An 18218-nucleotide genomic window follows, 5' to 3' on the forward strand; every position below is an offset into this window, starting at 1 on the left:
CCGCAGCGATCAGCCCCGGTCCAGCCGAGACGCCTTTTCGGCGATGCCCGAACGACCGGTGCGGCGTTCAAGCTCGTTGAGCACATCGCTCAGCGGAATGCCCGCTACGCCAAGAACGACAAGCCAATGATAGATGAGATCGGCGCTTTCCGAAACAAGCGCGTCCCGGTCGGCGCTGACGGCTGCGATCACCGTTTCGACTGCCTCTTCGCCGAGTTTCTGCGCTGCCTTGCTCATGCCACGCTGAAAGAGCTTGGCCGTCCACGAATCCGGATCGCCGGAACGTGCGCGTTCGCCAATAATCTTCTCCAGATCGGAGAGCGAGAACTCGGTCATGACGGCGTTTACAGCCTCTTCTTAGCCGGAAAGGCTCTAGGACCGATTACCCGGCGAGTCCAGCCGCATCGGCAGTCCGGCCTGAGCCATGTGCAGCTTGGCTTCGGCGATGCTGTAGGTGCCGAAATGGAAGATCGACGCCGCCAGCACCGCGCCGGCATGGCCGTCGCGAATGCCTTCGACAAGGTGGTCGAGCGTGCCGACGCCACCGGAAGCGATGACCGCCACGCGTACGGCATCGGCGACCGCGCGGGTAAGGGCTATATCATAGCCGGCCTTGGTGCCGTCGCGGTCCATCGATGTCAGCAGGATCTCGCCGGCGCCGAGGTCGACCACTCGCCGAGCGAACTCGACGGCGTCGATGCCGGTCTTCTCGCGGCCGCCATGGGTGAATATCTCCCAGCGATCAGCCTCGCTCGCAGCGGACACTTTCTTGGCATCGATGGCGACGACGATGCACTGGTTGCCGAATTTGTCGGCAGCCTCGGCGACAAAATTTGGGGTCTTCACCGCCGCCGTGTTGATCGACACCTTGTCGGCGCCGGCCAGTAGCAGCTTCCTGATGTCGGCGACCTGACGGACGCCACCGCCAACGGTCAGCGGCATGAAACATTGTTCGGCGGTGCGGGCGATGACATCGAAAATGGTCTCGCGGTTTTCCGACGAGGCGGTGATGTCGAGAAAGCAGAGCTCGTCGGCGCCGGCCGCGTCATAGGCTTTTGCCGCTTCGACGGGATCGCCGGCATCGACCAGGTCGACGAAATTGACGCCCTTGACGACACGGCCGTTCTTGACGTCGAGACAGGGGATGACGCGGGCTTTCAGCATCAGATCCTCTCGATCGCCGCAAGAAAGTCGACAAGCAGCTGGCCGACGACGGGCGGAACTTCGGACTGGGAATCAAAGGCCGGGTCGTAGGCCGAGAGCGTCACGCCGACAATCGGGATTGACCTGGCCAGTCCGCAGGCAAGCTGCCGCAGCTGTTCCGGACTCGGGCCGCCCGGGTGCGCGTAGCGGTTCACCTGCAGCACATCCGGATCGAGAACATCCAGGTCGAGATGCAGATGCGCCCGCACAGTCCCTGCCGCCGTGAGCTTTCCGATCATATCGAGTGCACCGGCACATTCGGTGCGCACGATCGGCAAAGTTTCCAGCAGTCGCTTTTCGTCGGGATCGAGGTCGCGGGCATCGACCAGCATGCAGCGCGCCGGGTCTATCGGCCGGAACCCCGGAATTGCTGCCGCCATCGGATGCCAGCAGAGCCCGAGCGTCGCCGCCAGCGCCATGCCGTCGAGAAAGCCGTAGGCCGACGTCTCCGGCGTGTTGAGATCGCCATGCTGGTCGATCCAGATGATCGAATCCGCCGCTTCACCGGCAACCGCACCGGCGGCGGTCAGGCAATTTCCAGCAAGGATAATGGGGAAGCGTCCTCCATCGCGGGCGAGGTTAACCTTGGTCGCGACGGCGTTGCAGACGGCGAAGCCGGTTGCAATTTCGCGCCCCTGCTCGTCTCCGACCTTGCCGATATCTTCGACGGCGACATCATGGCCAGCCACGGTCAGGGCTTCGACCAGCCCACCGCCGACGATGGCGTCCGGCCCCTGGCCGCACCCCTCGTGATAGTGCCCGCTGTCGTAGGGAGCAACGATAATCGAGACCTTCACGTTTCACACCCTGCCATCGGTTTGCCACGCAGGATCGCCAATGCCTCGGCCGGGTCGATGCGGCCGTCGTAGAGGGCGCGGCCGGAGATCGCGCCTTCGAGCTTGCGGGCATCGGGCATGGTCATGCGCACGATGTCGGCGATCGAGGCGAGCCCGCCCGAGGCGATAACCGGGATCGACACCGCGTCGGCGAGATCGATGGTGGCGTCCCAGTTGATGCCAGTCAGCACACCGTCGCGGTCGATATCGGTGTAGATGATGGCGGCGACGCCGGCACCCTCGAATTTCCTCGCCAGTTCAATGACGCCGAGGCTCGAGGCCTCAGCCCAGCCTTCGACCGCGACCTTACCGCCCTTGGCGTCGATGCCGACAGCGATCTTGCCCGGGAATGCCTTGCAGGCCTGCCTGACCAGATCCGGATCGCGGACCGCCACGGTGCCAAGAATGACGCGGGCCAGCCCACGGTCGAGCCAGTCCTCGATCTGCGCCAGGGTGCGGATGCCGCCGCCGAGCTGCACCGGATTGCTCGTCGCCTTCAGGATGGCGCCGACCGCGGCGCTGTTGACGCTCTGGCCCTTGAAGGCGCCGTTGAGGTCGACGACGTGCAACCATTCGAAGCCCTGCTCTTCGAAGACGCGCGCCTGAGCGGCGGGATCGTCATTGTAGATGGTGGCGGTCGCCATGTCGCCATGCCTGAGGCGCACGCATTTGCCGTCCTTGAGGTCTATCGCCGGAAACAGAAACACCTTCAGGCGCCTTCGACGATGACAAAGTGGCCGGTCGAGCCGGCGAGCCTGTACTTCAACGCCTCCTGGTATTCAGGCGAGCCGTAGCATTCCAGCGCCTTTTCATAGGATTCGAACTCCACCAGCACGTGGCGATTGCCTGCCGGTCCTTCCGGGCTGGTGTACCGCCCGGCGCGCACCGGGAACTTCGCGCCGTATTTCGCGAAAGCCGCGGCATTGGCCTCGATATATCGCTTGTAGATCTCGGGATCGCGGACATCGACCATTGCCATCCAATAGCCCTTCTTGCTCATGGTTCAGGGCCTCCAGCCTAGGAAATTGGTGATCAGCGCCAGGCCCAGCGCCTGGCTCTTCTCGGGGTGGAATTGCGTTCCGGCGAGGTTGTCGCGAGCGACAGCGGCCGTTACCGGGCCGCCATAGTCGGCAACCGCCAGCACCTCATCCTCCTTCCGTGCATCGAGATGGTAGGAGTGGACGAAATAGGCATGCAGTCCCTTGCCACCCGTCGCAATGCCGGAAAACAGCGGATGCTTGCGCTTCAGGTCAATCGTGTTCCAGCCGATCTGCGGGATCTTCAGTGTCGGATCGGCCGGCGTGATCTCCTTGACGTCGCCGGCGACCCAGCCAAAGCCCTTTGTGACGGTCTTTTCCAGGCCTCGCTCCGACATCAGCTGCATGCCGACGCAGATGCCGAGGAACGGCCGAGCCTTGGCGATCGCCACCTCCTCGACCGCTTCCCACATGCCGGCTACCGCACGCAGTCCAGCGGCGCAATCGGCATAGGCACCGACGCCGGGCAGGACGATGCGGTCGGCGGTCCTGACCCGCTCGGCATCGGCGGTGAGTTCGATCGCGGCGGCAATACCGGCTTCATGCGCGGCACGCTCGAAGGCCTTGGTGGCCGAGCGCAGATTGCCCGACCCGTAATCGATGATCGCTACCCTCATCTCAGGGCTTTCCCGGAATATGGTTCAGCCCCAGCGCCAGGCCCATCTGCGCCGACCGGGCATGTGCTGCGTCTGGGACGATGCGTTGCACCGTCGGTTGTTCATCCGACTGAGCATCGGCTTCCAATGCATAGCGGAGGTCTGCGTCGTCGAGCCTGTCGGCCTCGACCACGCCCCATTCATGCCAGCCGCGACGGCGCAGGGCTGCGATCCGCAAGCCCTGCCCTTCCAGTCCGACAAAGAGCATGACAAGCAGGGATAAAAGCGAGCCGGCTGTTTCCAGGTCCAGCCTTTCGCCTAGCATCGAGAGCAGGCCCATGGCGACAAACGCCAATGCCGCCTCGACCCACAGCCGGTGCCAGGCCAGCCACAGCGGCGGCACCAGGAAGCCGAGCCAGGCAAAGCCGTCACGGATAAAGGTAGTGTCCACGCTTTCGCTGCGGCCTGGCGGCTTCATCACGACATAGATGGCCATGACGCTATCCTTTCAGGGATCCCTTGGTGGAGGGAACCGCGTCCGGCTGGCGCGGGTCGCGCTCAAGCGCCGAACGCAACACACGCGCCACGGCCTTGAAGCAGGTCTCGGCGATGTGGTGGTTGTTGGCGCCGTAATGATTGGTGACATGAAGCGTGATGCCGGCATTCTGCGCCAGCGCGTGGAAGAATTCGCGCACCAGCTCGGTATCGAACGTACCGATCTTCGGCGACGAGAACGAAACATTCCAGACCAGAAAAGGCCGGCCGGAGACATCGATTGCCGCCCGCGTCAGTGTCTCGTCCATGGCGAGATCGATCGAGGCGTAGCGCATGATGCCGCGCCGCTCGCCCAACGCCTTGGCCAGCGCCTGGCCGAGCGCGATGCCCGTATCCTCGACCGAGTGGTGGTCGTCTATGTGCAGGTCGCCCTTGGCCTTCACGGTCATGTCGATCAGCGAATGGCGCGACAACTGGTCCAGCATATGGTCGAAGAAGCCGACGCCCGTCGAAATGTCGGATTTGCCCGAGCCGTCGACCTGAACCGACACGGCGATGTCGGTTTCCCTGGTCTTGCGGCTTATCTCGGCGGAACGGGGCGCCATGACCTCATCCTTGTCTCAGATTTGCACGGTTCAGGCGTTCACATGCCTGAAAACGAAAGCCTTCTAGCAGCATGATCCGGCGATTGCCAGTTACCGCTGCGGAGCACAGTCCGGCCCGGCGGATGGCCGGTTTGCAATCATCCGGCCTATGCATACATATGGCCGATCAAGTCACTCGTAACGCGCCGATCGCCTCGATGGGATCGGTGCTGATCGGAGCAGAAAATGTCGAATGAACTGACCATGCATGCCACGACCATCCTGACCGTGCGCAAGGGCGGCAAGGTGGTGATCGCCGGCGACGGCCAGGTCAGCCTCGGCCAGACCATCATGAAGGGCAACGCCAAGAAGGTGCGCCGCATCGGCAAAAGCGGCAACGTCATCGCCGGTTTTGCCGGCGCCACCGCCGATGCTTTCACGCTGCTTGAGCGGCTCGAAGCCAAGCTCGAACAATATCCCGACCAGCTAACACGTGCCTGCGTCGAGCTCGCCAAGGACTGGCGCACCGACCGTTATTTGCGCCGGCTGGAAGCAATGATGCTGGTGGCCGACAAGTCGGTGTCGCTGGCGCTGACCGGCACCGGCGACGTGCTGGAGCCCGAATTTGGCGTCATGGCCATCGGCTCCGGCGGCAATTACGCGCTGGCGGCGGCACGCGCTTTGATGGACAGCGACAAGGGCGCAGAGGAGATCGCCCGCAAGGCGATGCAGATCGCGTCAGACATTTGCGTCTACACAAACAACAACTTCGTCGTCGAAACCCTCGATGCCGCCTGAGCGGAGCCTCCGCTATGGTTTTCGGCCGGTGATCCAGAGGGACCTGCCGATGATCGCCGGCTGGCTTGCCGAGCCGCATGTCGCCGAATGGTGGAACGACCCAGAGACCGAGATTGCGGAGATCCGCGAGCATATCGACAGCATTTCGGTCGAGCCGCTGATTATCGAGCTCGACGGAAAGCCCATCGGCTATTTGCAGAGCTACGATCCGCATCTGGAGGACGGCCATCCCTATAGCGACCAGCCGTTCGGCACGCTCGGCATCGATCTGTCGATCGGCGTGCCGGGGCTTGTCGGGGTCGGCCACGGCTCGGCGATCGTCCGGCAGTTCGTCGAGCAGCTTTTCGAGGAAGGTACGCCGCGCGTCATCATCGACCCGGACCCCGCCAATGCACGGGCTATCCGTGCCTATGAAAAGGCCGGTTTCAGGGCTATCGATCGCAGGAAGTCGGAATATGGCGATGCCGTGCTGATGGCGATTGATGCCCCAGAGGGCGACGCCGGACAGGGTGAGGCAAAAGAGGGGCAATAGCAGCATGAGCGTATCCAGCGACAAAACCGTCTCGGCCTACGAAGACAGCTGGCGAATGGGGCTTCTGTTGGTTCTCGGCCTGGTCATCTTCCAGGCCGGGGTCCTCTACGGCATGGGGCGGACGCCGATCTGTACCTGCGGCTATGTCAAGCTGTGGCACGGCATTGTGCAGAGCTCCGAGAATTCCCAGCATATTTCCGACTGGTACAGCTTCTCGCACATCATTCACGGCTTCTTGTTCTATGCGCTGGCGTGGTTCCTTTTCCCGCGCTCGCCGATCGGGCTCAGGCTGGCCTTTGCGGTGGTTATAGAGGGCGGCTGGGAGTTGCTCGAGAACAGCCCTTTCATCATCGACCGCTACCGCGCCGGCACAATCTCGCTCGACTATTATGGCGATAGCATCATCAATTCGGTGTCCGACACGCTGGCCATGGTGCTGGGGTTTGTCATGGCGCGAAGGTTTCCTATATGGGTGATCGTGACCCTCGCCCTCATCTTCGAATTCGGTGTCGGCTATCTCATCCGGGACAATCTGACACTCAACGTGATCATGCTGCTGCATCCGTTCGAGTCCATTCGGCAGTGGCAAAGTGGAATTTAGTGACATGAGCACCTTCTCTCCCCGCGAAATCGTTTCGGAACTCGACCGCTTCATCATCGGCCAGAAAGACGCCAAGCGTGCCGTGGCGATTGCCTTGCGCAACCGTTGGCGCCGCCAGCAGCTCGAGGGCCAGATGCGCGAAGAGGTGATGCCGAAGAACATCCTGATGATCGGCCCGACCGGTGTCGGCAAGACCGAGATTTCACGCCGCCTGGCACGCCTTGCCGGTGCGCCTTTCGTCAAGGTCGAAGCCACCAAGTTCACCGAGGTCGGTTATGTCGGCCGCGATGTCGAGCAGATCATCCGCGATCTGGTCGAGATCGCCATCGGGCTGGTGCGCGAGAAGATGCGCGAGGACGTCAAGGCGCGTGCCCACATCAACGCCGAGGAACGGGTGCTCGAAGCGCTCGTCGGCAAGACGGCGAGCCCGGCCACCCGCGACAGTTTCCGCAAGAAGCTGCGCGACGGCGAGCTCGACGACAAGGAGATCGAGATCGAAGTGGCCGATACCGGCAATGGCGGCATGCCTGGCTTCGAGATCCCCGGCATGCCGGGCGCCAATATCGGCGTGCTCAACATCAACGACATGCTGTCGAAGGCGATGGGCGGCAAGAAGACCAAGTTGCGCAAGACGACCGTCAAGGAGTCCTACGGGCTGTTGATCAGCGACGAGTCCGACAAGCTGCTCGATCAGGACGAAGTGGTGCGCAGGGCACTCGAATCGACCGAGAATGACGGCATTGTCTTCCTTGACGAGATCGACAAGATCGCCTCGCGTGAAGGCGGCATCGGTGCCGGTGTTTCGCGCGAGGGCGTCCAGCGCGACCTGTTGCCACTGGTCGAAGGCACCACGGTTGCGACCAAATACGGACCGGTGAAGACCGACCACATCCTGTTCATCGCTTCAGGTGCGTTCCACGTCGCCAAGCCATCCGATCTGCTGCCGGAATTGCAGGGCCGCCTGCCGATCCGTGTCGAGCTGCGGGCGCTGGAGAAGGACGATTTCGTCCGCATCCTCACCGAGACCGAAGCCAGCCTGATCAAGCAGTATATCGCGCTGATGAAGACCGAAGGCGTCGACCTGGTCTTCACCGATGACGCGATCGATTCGTTGGCCGGCATCGCCGTGGACCTTAACGCCAGCGTCGAGAATATCGGCGCCAGGCGGCTGCAGACGGTGATGGAACGGGTGCTGGACGATATCTCCTATGACGCGCCGGACCGCAACGGCACCTCGGTGACCATCGATGCCGCCTATGTCGAGAAGCATGTCGGCGACCTCTCCAGAAACACGGACTTGTCGCGTTTCATCCTGTAGGAGACGCTTCATTCTCGAAGAGGGTCGGGGAATTGCTCCCGGCCTCCCCAATTTGGCCCAGCATTCCCGATGTGTGGCCAAATGGAAGCATCCGGCAAGCTTTCGTCCCGTCGGGTGCAGGCGTCTCTCGACTCCCGGTGGAGCATTACCTAGTTTGCCGGCGACTATTTGGGCGGCGGCGCATGAAAAAACTGATCCTCGTCATTTTGGGGCTGACGCTGGCGGCAGCCATGTTCGCCGCGCAAGCGGCAACGATGGTGCCGCCGGGCAACCGCAACACCGAGCAGCCCGACATACCGGGCGCTTCGAGCCGGCGCACCCAGGCGACCAACACCACCTTCCAGGCGAAATACCGCAAAGTCTTTGCGCTGCTCCAGAACGATGCCGAGTTGCGCGGCAAGATCAAGCAGGCAGCCGCGGCCTATGGAATCGACCCAATGCATATCGTCGGCGCCATCGTCGGCGAGCACACCTACAATGTCGATGCCTACGACCGGCTGCAGACCTACTACGTCAAGGCGATTTCGTATCTGTCGAGCAAGCTCTCCTTTGCCTATGATGGCGAGGACATCTCCGATTTCGTGCAGCGGCCGCAATTTACGAAATGCGCAGGGAAGTCCGACAGCTACGATCTGTGGGAGTGCCGCGAACAGGTGTGGAACCGGTCGTTCCGTGGCAAGACCGTCGACGGCGAGAGCTTTCCCAACGACCGCTTAGGCGCCACTTTCTTCCAGCCTTATTATGCCGGGCAGACTTTTGGCCTTGGCCAGCTCAATCCGCTGACGGCGCTGCAAATGAGCGACCTCGTGCACAAGGTTTCCGGCCTGCCGGAACTCGACGTCGGCGATCCCAACGCGGTCTACAAGACCATCATGGATCCTGACCTGACACTGCCTTATGTCGCGGCGACGATAAGGAAGTCGATCGACGCCTATAGAAGCATTGCCGGCTTTGACATCTCAGGCAATCCCGGCATCACGTCGACGCTCTACAATGTCGGCAACCCCGAACAGCGCGCCTATGCGCTGAAGGCCGAGAACGACAAGCGCCGCGCTGCGGGCGAGCCGGAAAAACTGCCCGAGGAAAATTACTATGGCTGGCTGGTCAACGACAAGCTGCCGGAGCTGAAGGCGCTGTTTTAGCCGAACGCGCTCGGCCAATTATCCACGCGGCGTTCATGCCGCCAGCAGCGACTTCAGCTTGATCGCCTGCGAGCCCAGCGCTTCCGGCGCCGGCCTTGCCTGCTTCGCAATCAGCATCTCGGCCAGCCTTATGTCGCGGGCGACCGCGTTGCCGGCGCCGATGCCGCTTGCCGCAACCAGCCTGCCGTCTTCGGCGAGGTGGAACAGGATGAAGGCGCCGTCGCCGAGGTCGCGGCGCACGATGCTGCGGCCTTCGTCCGACAGGCCGGCGATCTGCAAGGTCAGGCCGTACTGATCCGACCAGAACCACGGCACCGCCGCATGGAACTCGCCGGCGCCAAGCATATTCCTTGCGGCGAGCGCGCCCTGCTCCTGTGCGTTGCGCCAGGCTTCGAGCCGCACGCGCCGGCCGCCATAGATGGCGAGCGGAAACGAACAGCAATCGCCGGCGGCAAAGACATCCCGGTCGCTGGTGCGAAGCTCGGCGTCGACGGCGATGCCATTGTCGACGGTCAGCCCCGCCTCCGCGGCAAGTCCGGTCACCGGCACGGCGCCGATGCCGATCACGGCTAGATCGGCGACAATGTCGCGTCCACCGGCGAGCGCGATGCGCACTTCGGCGCCATCATCGGCAATGGCGGCGATGCCCTCGCCGCACAGGATTTTCACGCCTTCCGCTTCATGCGCCTGATGGATGACCTCAGCGATCTCGGCTGGCACGCCGCGCATCAAGATGCGCGGCTGCGCCTCAATGATGGTGACCGCGGCACCCAGTCTGCGTGCCGCCGCGGCAAGCTCAAGCCCGATGAAGCCGCCGCCGACTATGGCGATGCGATTTCCGGCGCTGAGATGGGCGCGAATGGCCAGCGCGTCGTTGAAGGTCCGGAGGTAGACGCAGCGCCCGCCAAGGCCCGGCATAGGCAGCTTGCGCGGCACCGAACCGGTCGCCAGCAGGAGCTTGTCGTAGGCCAGGGCGGAACCGTCGGACAGGCGCACGACATGCGCCGTGCGGTCGATCGCCACAGCCAAAACCGAATGGATATGCCGGATAGAGCGCTCGGCCAGGATCGCGTCGCTGGCGATCGCCTTGATCAGGGGCGCGTCGGCAACCATCGCGTCTTTCGACAGCGGCGGGCGCTCATAGGGCAGATGCGGCTCGTCGCCGACCAGCGTCACCGGGCCATCATAGCCGAGCTCGCGCAGCGCAAGGGCGGCGCGCCCGCCGCATTCGCCGGCGCCGATGATGACCATTCCCTTCGTCATCATCAACCGATCCGGACAAGGACTTTGCCGGCGTCGACTTTGACCGGATAAGTTCTTAGATCGACGCACACCGGCGCGCCCCTGGCAGCCCCTGTCTTGTAGTTGAAGCGGCCATTGTGCTTCGGGCACTCGATGATGTCGTCCATGACCAGCCCGTCGGCCAGATGCACCTTCTCATGCGTGCAAAGCCCGTCGGTGGCGAAATACTCGTCGTCGGGGCTGCGATAGATGGCAAAGGTGCGGCCGCCATGGTCGAAGCGCATCACGTCCTCTTCGTCGATGTCCTCGGCGTCACAGGCCTCGACCCAGTCGCTCATTTACGGGTCCCTCGATGTTTGGTGCCTTGGCATGGGCTTGTCATTCGGCAGCCACCGCAACAGCAGCGTTATCGCTGTGGAAATCCTCGCGATAGGGCCTCGCCGTCGGCGGCAGTTCGCGCTTGATGAAATAATCCTCATTGCGCAGCTGGCGCAGGAAAGCCGGTATCATCTCGCGGTAGCCGGCCAGGATGGATGGTGTCGGCGCCGGCAGATCGTGCTTGATCAGTTCGTGCAGCCTGGGCAGCGCGTGATAGGGCACCATGGGAAACATGTGATGCTCGACGTGGTAGTTCATGTTCCAGTAGATGAAGCGGCTTATCGGGTTCATGTAGACGGTGCGGCTGTTGAGCCGGTGATCGGTGACGTTTTCAGCCAGGCCGCCATGCTGCAGCAGGCCGACCATGACATGGTGCCACGCGCCGTAAAGCCTGGGCAGCCCGACCAGCATCAGCGGCAGGAACGAGCCGGTATAGAGCGCCAGCGCAATGGTCGCGGCATAGATTGTCGTCCAGATGCGGGCAATGCGAATTGCCTTCGGCTGCTCCTGGTCGGGAATGAAGGTTCTTTCGGCCGGACTGACGATACCGGCTGCATTGCGCAGCATGTCGCTCATCGCATGCCAGGCGTCGAGAATGCCGACGAAGTTGAGCACCACGCGCAGCAGATCGGGCGGACGCATCACCGAGATCTCCGGATCGCGGCCGACTATGATGGTATCGGTATGATGTCGCGTGTGGCTCCAGCGCCAGGTCACCGGGTTGCGCATAATCATGAAGCAGGCGACCTGATAGACCACGTGGTTCATCCACTGCGTCCTGAAAGCGGTGCCGTGGCCGCATTCGTGCCAGCGTGAGTCGGTGGAGGAACCGTAGAGGACGCCGTAGACGAAGAAGAACGGCACGCACCACCAGCTGCCCCAGAACCAGGCGGCGCCGGCGCCGCTGAGGATCATGGTGCCGAGCCAGATGATGGTGTCGCGGATCGCCGGGCCGTCGGAGCGCTGCATCAGCTCCTTCATCTGCTTGCGCGGCACGTCGGTGTGATACCACTCGGCCGCCGCCAGCCCGCTCTCGACGGCAAGCTTCGCGTCGCGGCCGATCAGGCTGTAGTCGCGTCGGGACGCTGCTGCGGAGCTCGTATTCCCGGTTCGGAGTCCAATATCCACCATAGCGGAGGCCTCGATCATATTCGGTCAGCGTTCAAAATAACGCCGAGCCCTGATAGGCTCAATATCACAAAGATAGTTTCTATCATTTTCCATCAGAATGGTGTAAAAGGGCCAAACAGTGGAATGAGGCAGCGATGGCGAAACGCCCGACGATCACCGACCTGGCGCGCATTTCGGGGGTCAGCGTTGCCACCGTCGATCGAGTGCTGAACAACCGCTTGCCGGTGCGCGAGGAAACCGCGCGCCGCGTCTATGAGGCCGCGACCAGCATCGGCTATCACGCAGCCGGATTGATCAAGCAGCGGATGCGCCATGAATTGCCCGAATACCGGCTCGGGTTCCTGCTGTTGAGGCGGGAGGACGTCTTCTACAGCGAATTTGCCCGCGAGCTTGAACTGGCGGTATCGCAGTCGCCGCGCTTTCGCGGCGTGGCCACCATCGACTTCGCCGCTTCGCTGGCGCCGGACGAGATCGTCGAGCGGATGCGCAAGCTGGCCGCCAAATCCAGGGCCGTCGCCCTGGTCGGGCCTGATCACCCGACGCTGACGGTCGCCGTCGAGGCTCTCAAAGCCAATAGCGTACCGGTGTTCTCCCTGCTTTCCGACTTTGCGTCCGGTATTCGCGAGGGCTATGTTGGCCTGGACAATCGCAAGGTCGGCCGCACCGCTGCCTGGATGATCTCGAAGGCCGCGAAGAGACCTGGCAAGGTTGCCCTCTTCGTCGGCAGCCATCGCTTCCATGGCCATGAGCTTCGCGAGATCGGTTTTCGCTCCTTCTTTCGCGAGCAGGCGCCGGAATTCACTCTCCTCGAGACGTTGGTCAATCTGGAAGCGAACCAGATCACGCATGATGCAATGATCGAGCTTCTGGCCCGGCACCCTGATCTCGCCGGTTGCTATGTCGCCGGTGGCGGCATGGAAGGCGCGATCTCGGCGCTGAGGGAGGCAAAGCCGGCTGAGATGCCGGCGGTCGTCTGCAACGAGATCACGCCCGACTCCCGCGCGGCGCTGGCAGATAATTTCCTGACCATGGTGATCTCGACGCCACTGGCGGCGCTTTGCCGCGAGCTTGTCGGGCTGATGGCGCATGCCATCGAGACCGGCGCTGCGAATGCGCCGGGCCAGACCTTTCTGCCCTTCGACATTTATCTGCCAGAAAACATCTGACGTCGCGGTCATCGGCGGCAGACATGATGTAATCTATCAGAATGCTTTCAGGCCTCGCTTGCCTGAGCGTCCGTCCAAAAGCGCTCGAAATGCCGAAAATCCATTCCTCATGGCGAAATCTCGCTTGACGCCCACGCGAAATGGAATAAATATTTCACCATCTGAGCATTTTGGTTCTTTCGTTCCGGAAGATCTGTTTCAGGCAAATGCCTCTGGAACCAAAAATGGCAATCGGGAGAGAATTCCCTGCGAGATCGGGGATTCCGGGTAGATCGGTGCAGCCGGACACCAATGTGGAGGAGAAATAAAATGAAAAAACTGCTTTTGGGCGTCGCGTTCGCGGCGCTAATGAGTTCGTCCGCCTTTGCCGCCAAGATCGGCGTGTCGATGGCGTTGTTCGACGACAATTTTCTCACCGTGCTGCGCAACGGCATGATTGAACAGGCCAAGGGCATGGACGGCGTCGAGCTGCAGGTGGAGGATGCGCAGAACGACGTCGCCAAGCAACTCGACCAGATCAAGAACTTCGCCGCCTCAGGCGTCGACGCCATCATCGTCAACCCGGTCGACACCTCGGCGACCCAGGCGATGTCGGACGCAGCCGCCGCTGCCAAGATTCCACTGGTCTATGTCAATCGCGAGCCGGTCAACGTCGACACGCTGCCCGAAAACCAGGCCTTCGTCGCCTCGAACGAAGCCGATTCCGGCACGCTCGAGACCAAGGAGGTCTGCCGCCTCTTCAAGGAGGCCGGCAAGACTGAAGCCAATGTCTATGTGATCATGGGCGAGCTGTCGAACCAGGCAGCGGTGCAGCGCACCAAGGACATTGATGACGTGATCGCCACACCGGAGTGCAGCTTCATCAAGATCATCGACAAGCAGACGTCGAACTGGAAGCGCGAAGAAGCGCAGAACCTGATGACCAACTGGCTGTCGACCGGCAAGCCGTTCGACGGCGTCATCGCCAATAATGACGAAAGCGCCATCGGCGCCATCCAGGCGATGAAGGCCGCCAACATCGACATGAAGTCGGTTGTCGTCGGCGGGGTCGACGCTACCCAGGATGCGCTTGCCGCGATGCAGGCGGGCGACCTCGATGCGACGGTGTTCCAGGACGCGGCCGGCCAGGGTGCCGGCGCGCTTGACGCAGCGCTCAAGCTGGCGAAGGGCGAGAAGGTCGAGCACAAGGTCTACATCCCGTTCCAGCTGGTCACGCCGGCAAATATCGACAAGTTCCTGAAGAAGAACTGAGGCGGACCTGTCCGATACGGAGCGGCGCGCCAAAGTAAGACAGCGCCGCTCCGCTTTTTCCCTCTCGGCCTGAACAGCGCCGAGTGGAGACTGTGGCTGACGGAGGAAGCACGATTGGCACAGACATCTCACGGCGTCGGCGGGCTCAGCTATGATGCGAAGCGGCGCGCATGGCCGGCCGAATTCAACGTCTTCCTGGCGCTCGTCATCCTGGTCGGCGCTTTCGAGCTGATCGGCCGGGTCTTCCTGGGCGACAGCTTCCTTTTCAATACCCGCGACAATATCGATGCGATCTTCAACGAAGCGCGGCTGCAGATCATCATCCTGCAGGTGTCGATCGTCGGCATTATTGCCATCGGCGTGACGCAGGTGATCATTACCGGCGGCATCGACCTGTCCTCAGGTTCGATCGTCGGCGCCACGGCGATGATAGCCATGAGCTTCGCCCAGGTGGCGACCGTCAATGGCAACCCGAACCCCAAGGCGATGTTCATCGCCCAGGGCTGGACCGACCTGCCGGTGATCGTGCCCGTGCTGGTCGCGATCGGCTGCGGCCTGCTGGCCGGCCTGGTCAACGGCGCTTTGATCGCCTACACGCGCATCCCGCCGTTCATCGCCACGCTCGGCATGATGGTCACCGCACGCGGCATCGCCAAATGGTGGTCAAAGGGGCAGCCGATCTCGTTTCCGACCGAGAGTTTCGCCGCCATCGGCAAGGGGCTGATGCCGGTCATCATTTTCATATCGCTCGCAGTGCTGTTCCAGCTGATCCTGAGTTACACCAAATATGGCAAGCACTGCTATGCAATCGGCTCCAATGAGGACGCCGCGCGCATGTCCGGCATCAACATCGCCAACCACAAGATCCTCGTCTACGTCATTGCCGGCGTCCTCGCCGCGCTCGCCGCCGTGGTGCTGAGCTCCAAGAATCTCACCGCCCAGGCCGGCATGGGTGTAATGTACGAGCTCGACGCGATCGCCATGGCGGTTATCGGCGGCGTCTCGCTGTCGGGCGGCCGCGGTTCGATTATCGGGACGGTGATCGGCTCGCTGATCTTCGGCGTCATCATCTCCGGCTTCACCTTTCTGCGCCTCGACGCCTATTATCAGGAGATGGTCAAAGGCGTGATCATCGTCGGCGCAGTCGTACTCGACCAGTGGCGCCAACGCCTGCGGGCGATGAGGGCTTGATCATGTCGGACATCGTCCTGAAGACCGAAAACCTGACCAAGTATTATGGCGGCGTCCATGCGCTGGAGGGTGCCGACTTCGAGCTGCGCAAGGGCGAGCATGTCGCCATCATGGGCGACAACGGCGCTGGCAAATCGACCTTCGTACGCCAGATCACCGGCGTCGAGCAGCGCACCAGCGGCAGGATGTGGTTCGACGGCAAGGAAGTGAATTTTGCCGGCCCCATCGAAGCCCGCGAGGCGGGCATCGAGACGGTGTTCCAGAACCTGGCGCTCGCCGACGACCTCGACGTGCCGTCGAACCTGTTCCTCGGCCGCGAGCGGGTGCTTTTCAATCTCGGGCCCTTCTCGATCCTCGATCGCAAGTTCATGCGCAAGGCGACCGAGGCAGCCTTGGTCCGGACAGCGGTCAAGATCCCCAATCTTTCCAATACTATCCGCCACATGTCGGGCGGCCAGCGCCAGTGCGTGGCGATTGCCAGAACCGCGACCTTTGCTTCCAAGCTCATCATCATGGATGAGCCGACGGCGGCACTCGGCGTGCAGGAGACGATGCAGGTCGAAAACATCATCCGCACGCTGAAGGAGAATGGCGAACCGCTGATCCTGATCTCTCACAACATGCGCCAGGTGTTCGACCTGGTCGACCGCATCGTCGTTTTCCGGCGCGGCCGCATCGTCGCCAATTTGCGCAAGCAAGACACCGACGGCAACGATATCGTCTCCTACATCACCGGTGCCAAGACCGGGCAGGCAGAACTTGCGGCGTAACGGCCAACGCCGAGCCACAGGCGCTGACACGCCCTCCCTTCCGAACCATCCTCAAAGGAAAATTCTTCATGCCTCTTCGCTTTGCTCTTCTCGGTGCCGGCCGTATCGGCAAGGTCCATGCTCGCGCCGTTGGTTCCAATCCGCAGGCCAGGCTGGTTGCGGTTGCCGACGCCTTCGAGAAGGCGGCGACCGATCTGGCCTCTGCCTATGACGCCGAAGTGCGCAGCATCGATGCCATCGAGAAGGCCGGCGATATCGACGCGGTCGTCATCTGCACGCCGACCGACACTCATGCCGATCTGATCGAACGCTTCGCCAAAGCGGGTAAAGCGATTTTCTGCGAAAAGCCGATCGACCTCGACGCCGCCAGAGTGGAAGAATGCCTGGCCGTCGTCGACAAGGCCGGCGCCACCCTGATGGTCGGCTTCAACCGCCGCTTCGATCCGCATTTTGCCGCCGTGCGCAAGGCGATCGACGACGGCGCCATCGGCACTGTCGAAATGGTGACAATCACCTCGCGCGATCCCGGCCCGCCGCCGCTCGACTATATCGGCCGCTCGGGCGGCATCTTCCGCGACATGACCATTCATGATTTCGACATGGCGCGCTTCCTGCTCGGCGAGGAGCCGGTGGCGGTCAGCGCTCACGCTTCGGTGCTGGTCGACAAGAAGATCGGCGAGGCCGGCGACTTCGACAGCGTCAGCGTCATCCTCGAAACTGCCTCCGGCAAGCAATGCGTTATCTCCAACTCGCGCCGCGCCACCTACGGCTACGACCAGCGCATCGAGGTGCATGGCTCGAAAGGCATGATTGCGGCCGAGAACCAGCGGCCGGTGTCGATCGAACTGGCCAATGAGAAAGGCTATACGCGGCCGCCGCTGCACGATTTCTTCATGACCCGTTATCTCGACGCTTATGCCAACGAGATCGCTGCCTTCATCGCGGCAGCGACGTCAGGCAAGAAGGCGGCGCCGAGCGGCAAGGACGGGCTGGTGGCGCTCAGGCTGGCGGATGCGGCGCTGAAATCGGCCAAGGAAGGCAAGACCGTCCGCCTCGACAAAACAATCTGACTATCAAGCACAGGAGCAAGGCGATGAACGGTTCCGCCGGTCGCAATTCCGAAACACGCGCCATCGTCACCGGCGGCGCACAAGGCATCGGCTTTGCCGTCGCCGAAGCGCTGGCCGATGAGGGTTGCCGGGCGCTGGCGCTGATCGGCCGCTCGCAGGAGAAGGGCGACAAGGCTGTCGCCATCCTCAAGGGGGCAGGCGTCGATGCCATCTTCATCAGCGCCGACGTCTCAAAAGTGGCCGACTGCAAGCGTGCGGTCGAAACGGCGATTGGCCATTTTGGTTCCGTCAACGCGCTGGTCAACGCCGCTGCCACCTCGGCTCGCGGCTCGCTGGTCGAGACCTCCGAGGATCTGTTCGACCAGATATTCCAGACCAATGTGCGCGGCCCGTTTTTCCTGATGCAGGGCGTGGTGGCGCATTTGCTGGCGCGCCAGGCACCGGGCTCGATCGTCAACGTGCTGTCGATGTCGGCGCATTGCGGCCAGTCGTTCCTGGCGCCTTATTCGTCAAGCAAGGGAGCGCTGGCGACACTCACCAAGAACGTCGCCAATGCCTATCGCGGCAATCGCATCCGCTGCAATGCGGTGCTGCCCGGCTGGATGGACACCGAGGGCGAGGCGATCGTGCAGAAGAAATGGCACGACGCCCCGGAGGACTGGTTGGAGAAGGCCGAAGCCGCGCAGCCGATGGGCCAATTGGTGAAGCCGGCGCAGCTTGCCCGGTTGATCAGCTATATGATCAGCCCGCAGTCCGGCGTCATGACCGGGTCGCTGGTCGATTACGACCAGAGCGTCGCCGGGTCGTCGCCGGAATAACGCCGGCAAGTCTAGCGGAACGCTTCGTCATCCACGGGCGGAGCAAGGAGCGCAGCGAC

The 18218-nt window shown here is 62.4% G+C and carries 22 protein-coding genes; 11 read left to right on the forward strand and 11 right to left on the reverse strand.

What is annotated here, in order from left to right:
- Positions 1-9 precede the first annotated feature (9 nt).
- From NKI72_RS07575 to hisB, 8 genes are read right to left on the reverse strand one after another with little or no spacing between them, the layout of a single operon-like run.
- Positions 10-336, reverse strand: a complete 327-nt coding sequence (locus NKI72_RS07575; protein ID WP_352451663.1) for a phosphoribosyl-ATP diphosphatase — start codon at positions 334-336, stop codon at positions 10-12.
- 36 nt (positions 337-372) lie between these two features.
- The gene (gene hisF / locus NKI72_RS07580; RefSeq protein ID WP_352814122.1) at positions 373-1167 is read right to left on the reverse strand and encodes an imidazole glycerol phosphate synthase subunit HisF; all 795 of its coding nucleotides are present in this window, start codon (positions 1165-1167) and stop codon (positions 373-375) included.
- Positions 1164-2000 carry an arginase family protein gene (locus NKI72_RS07585; protein ID WP_352813970.1) on the reverse strand — a complete coding sequence of 279 codons (837 nt, stop codon included), beginning with the start codon at positions 1998-2000 and terminating at the stop codon, positions 1164-1166. The genes hisF and NKI72_RS07585 overlap by 4 nt, the downstream gene beginning before the upstream one ends.
- Positions 1997-2746, reverse strand: coding sequence for a 1-(5-phosphoribosyl)-5-[(5-phosphoribosylamino)methylideneamino]imidazole-4-carboxamide isomerase (hisA, locus tag NKI72_RS07590; protein ID WP_352472580.1), 750 nt, complete (start codon positions 2744-2746; stop codon positions 1997-1999). Before hisA ends, NKI72_RS07585 begins: the two co-directional genes overlap by 4 nt.
- A 2-nt stretch (positions 2747-2748) precedes the next feature.
- Positions 2749-3039, reverse strand: a complete 291-nt coding sequence (locus tag NKI72_RS07595) for a DUF1330 domain-containing protein (protein ID WP_352472581.1) — start codon at positions 3037-3039, stop codon at positions 2749-2751.
- Positions 3040-3042: 3 nt separating this feature from the next.
- Complete coding sequence (hisH, locus tag NKI72_RS07600) at positions 3043-3693, reverse strand: imidazole glycerol phosphate synthase subunit HisH (protein ID WP_023677533.1); 651 nt, start codon at positions 3691-3693, stop codon at positions 3043-3045.
- A gap of 1 nt (position 3694) precedes the next feature.
- On the reverse strand, positions 3695-4168 hold the full coding sequence (locus tag NKI72_RS07605; protein ID WP_352813974.1) for a DUF2628 domain-containing protein: 474 nt from the start codon (positions 4166-4168) through the stop codon (positions 3695-3697).
- 4 nt (positions 4169-4172) lie between these two features.
- Positions 4173-4772 (reverse strand): imidazoleglycerol-phosphate dehydratase HisB, encoded by a 600-nt coding sequence (gene hisB / locus NKI72_RS07610; protein WP_352472583.1) that lies wholly within the window; start codon positions 4770-4772, stop codon positions 4173-4175.
- 225 nt (positions 4773-4997) lie between these two features.
- Between hisB and hslV the strand changes: the two genes are divergently transcribed.
- The 5 genes from hslV to NKI72_RS07635 all read left to right on the forward strand — a co-directional run bounded on the left by hslV (position 4998) and on the right by NKI72_RS07635 (position 9142).
- A complete protein-coding gene (gene hslV, locus NKI72_RS07615; protein WP_352472584.1) occupies positions 4998-5549 on the forward strand; it encodes an ATP-dependent protease subunit HslV in 552 nt (183 codons plus the stop codon).
- Positions 5539-6081 (forward strand): GNAT family N-acetyltransferase, encoded by a 543-nt coding sequence (locus tag NKI72_RS07620; RefSeq protein WP_352472585.1) that lies wholly within the window; start codon positions 5539-5541, stop codon positions 6079-6081. The genes hslV and NKI72_RS07620 overlap by 11 nt, the downstream gene beginning before the upstream one ends.
- Positions 6082-6085: 4 nt before the next feature.
- On the forward strand, positions 6086-6682 hold the full coding sequence (locus NKI72_RS07625; RefSeq protein ID WP_352832596.1) for a DUF2585 domain-containing protein: 597 nt from the start codon (positions 6086-6088) through the stop codon (positions 6680-6682).
- 4 nt (positions 6683-6686) lie between these two features.
- Positions 6687-8000 (forward strand): ATP-dependent protease ATPase subunit HslU, encoded by a 1314-nt coding sequence (gene hslU / locus NKI72_RS07630; RefSeq protein ID WP_254815924.1) that lies wholly within the window; start codon positions 6687-6689, stop codon positions 7998-8000.
- A 182-nt stretch (positions 8001-8182) separates the two neighbouring features.
- Positions 8183-9142: a DUF1402 family protein gene (locus NKI72_RS07635; RefSeq protein ID WP_352832598.1), complete on the forward strand. Its 960-nt coding sequence runs from the start codon at positions 8183-8185 to the stop codon at positions 9140-9142.
- 33 nt (positions 9143-9175) lie between these two features.
- On the opposite strand, the gene NKI72_RS07640 is transcribed toward NKI72_RS07635, so the two are convergent.
- The 3 genes from NKI72_RS07640 to NKI72_RS07650 are packed head-to-tail and all read right to left on the reverse strand — an operon-like array spanning position 9176 to position 11893.
- Positions 9176-10405, reverse strand: coding sequence for an NAD(P)/FAD-dependent oxidoreductase (locus tag NKI72_RS07640; RefSeq protein WP_352832667.1), 1230 nt, complete (start codon positions 10403-10405; stop codon positions 9176-9178).
- A gap of 2 nt (positions 10406-10407) precedes the next feature.
- Positions 10408-10722, reverse strand: a complete 315-nt coding sequence (locus NKI72_RS07645; protein ID WP_023677524.1) for a MocE family 2Fe-2S type ferredoxin — start codon at positions 10720-10722, stop codon at positions 10408-10410.
- 40 nt (positions 10723-10762) lie between these two features.
- Entirely contained in the window at positions 10763-11893 is a 1131-nt protein-coding gene (locus NKI72_RS07650) for a fatty acid desaturase family protein (RefSeq protein ID WP_352850020.1), read from the reverse strand.
- A 134-nt stretch (positions 11894-12027) separates the two neighbouring features.
- Here NKI72_RS07650 and NKI72_RS07655 point away from each other — a divergent pair, with 134 nt between their 5' ends.
- The 6 genes from NKI72_RS07655 (at position 12028) to NKI72_RS07680 (ending at position 18159) form a co-directional block, all read left to right on the forward strand.
- Positions 12028-13059 carry a LacI family DNA-binding transcriptional regulator gene (locus NKI72_RS07655; protein WP_352832603.1) on the forward strand — a complete coding sequence of 344 codons (1032 nt, stop codon included), beginning with the start codon at positions 12028-12030 and terminating at the stop codon, positions 13057-13059.
- A gap of 309 nt (positions 13060-13368) precedes the next feature.
- On the forward strand, positions 13369-14310 hold the full coding sequence (locus NKI72_RS07660) for a sugar ABC transporter substrate-binding protein (protein WP_352451673.1): 942 nt from the start codon (positions 13369-13371) through the stop codon (positions 14308-14310).
- 114 nt (positions 14311-14424) lie between these two features.
- Positions 14425-15501, forward strand: a complete 1077-nt coding sequence (locus NKI72_RS07665) for an ABC transporter permease (protein ID WP_292655972.1) — start codon at positions 14425-14427, stop codon at positions 15499-15501.
- Positions 15502-15503: 2 nt separating this feature from the next.
- Positions 15504-16271, forward strand: coding sequence for an ATP-binding cassette domain-containing protein (locus NKI72_RS07670; protein ID WP_023677519.1), 768 nt, complete (start codon positions 15504-15506; stop codon positions 16269-16271).
- Positions 16272-16339: 68 nt separating this feature from the next.
- Positions 16340-17341 (forward strand): inositol 2-dehydrogenase, encoded by a 1002-nt coding sequence (gene iolG, locus NKI72_RS07675; protein ID WP_352832606.1) that lies wholly within the window; start codon positions 16340-16342, stop codon positions 17339-17341.
- 23 nt (positions 17342-17364) lie between these two features.
- A complete protein-coding gene (locus tag NKI72_RS07680) occupies positions 17365-18159 on the forward strand; it encodes an SDR family oxidoreductase (protein WP_352832609.1) in 795 nt (264 codons plus the stop codon).
- The last annotated feature ends 59 nt before the right edge of the window (positions 18160-18218 follow it).

The sequence above is a fragment of the Mesorhizobium sp. M0437 genome, assembly GCF_040321335.1.
Taxonomy (GTDB): Bacteria; Pseudomonadota; Alphaproteobacteria; order Rhizobiales; family Rhizobiaceae; genus Mesorhizobium.

Excerpts from the sequence above, each read along its gene's own strand:
- NKI72_RS07660 (WP_352451673.1), top strand. The coding sequence starts at position 13,369 with ATGAAAAAACTGCTTTTGGGCGTCGCGTTCGCGGCGCTAATGAGTTCG.
- NKI72_RS07605 (WP_352813974.1), bottom strand. The coding sequence starts at position 4,168 with ATGGCCATCTATGTCGTGATGAAGCCGCCAGGCCGCAGCGAAAGCGTG.
- NKI72_RS07640 (WP_352832667.1), bottom strand. The coding sequence starts at position 10,405 with ATGACGAAGGGAATGGTCATCATCGGCGCCGGCGAATGCGGCGGGCGC.
- NKI72_RS07650 (WP_352850020.1), bottom strand. The coding sequence starts at position 11,893 with ATGGTGGATATTGGACTCCGAACCGGGAATACGAGCTCCGCAGCAGCG.
- iolG (WP_352832606.1), top strand. The coding sequence starts at position 16,340 with ATGCCTCTTCGCTTTGCTCTTCTCGGTGCCGGCCGTATCGGCAAGGTC.
- hisB (WP_352472583.1), bottom strand. The coding sequence starts at position 4,772 with ATGGCGCCCCGTTCCGCCGAGATAAGCCGCAAGACCAGGGAAACCGAC.
- NKI72_RS07670 (WP_023677519.1), top strand. The coding sequence starts at position 15,504 with ATGTCGGACATCGTCCTGAAGACCGAAAACCTGACCAAGTATTATGGC.
- hslU (WP_254815924.1), top strand. The coding sequence starts at position 6,687 with ATGAGCACCTTCTCTCCCCGCGAAATCGTTTCGGAACTCGACCGCTTC.
- NKI72_RS07620 (WP_352472585.1), top strand. The coding sequence starts at position 5,539 with ATGCCGCCTGAGCGGAGCCTCCGCTATGGTTTTCGGCCGGTGATCCAG.
- NKI72_RS07635 (WP_352832598.1), top strand. The coding sequence starts at position 8,183 with ATGAAAAAACTGATCCTCGTCATTTTGGGGCTGACGCTGGCGGCAGCC.
- NKI72_RS07655 (WP_352832603.1), top strand. The coding sequence starts at position 12,028 with ATGGCGAAACGCCCGACGATCACCGACCTGGCGCGCATTTCGGGGGTC.
- NKI72_RS07575 (WP_352451663.1), bottom strand. The coding sequence starts at position 336 with ATGACCGAGTTCTCGCTCTCCGATCTGGAGAAGATTATTGGCGAACGC.
- hslV (WP_352472584.1), top strand. The coding sequence starts at position 4,998 with ATGTCGAATGAACTGACCATGCATGCCACGACCATCCTGACCGTGCGC.
- NKI72_RS07645 (WP_023677524.1), bottom strand. The coding sequence starts at position 10,722 with ATGAGCGACTGGGTCGAGGCCTGTGACGCCGAGGACATCGACGAAGAG.
- NKI72_RS07680 (WP_352832609.1), top strand. The coding sequence starts at position 17,365 with ATGAACGGTTCCGCCGGTCGCAATTCCGAAACACGCGCCATCGTCACC.
- NKI72_RS07595 (WP_352472581.1), bottom strand. The coding sequence starts at position 3,039 with ATGAGCAAGAAGGGCTATTGGATGGCAATGGTCGATGTCCGCGATCCC.
- NKI72_RS07625 (WP_352832596.1), top strand. The coding sequence starts at position 6,086 with ATGAGCGTATCCAGCGACAAAACCGTCTCGGCCTACGAAGACAGCTGG.
- hisH (WP_023677533.1), bottom strand. The coding sequence starts at position 3,693 with ATGAGGGTAGCGATCATCGATTACGGGTCGGGCAATCTGCGCTCGGCC.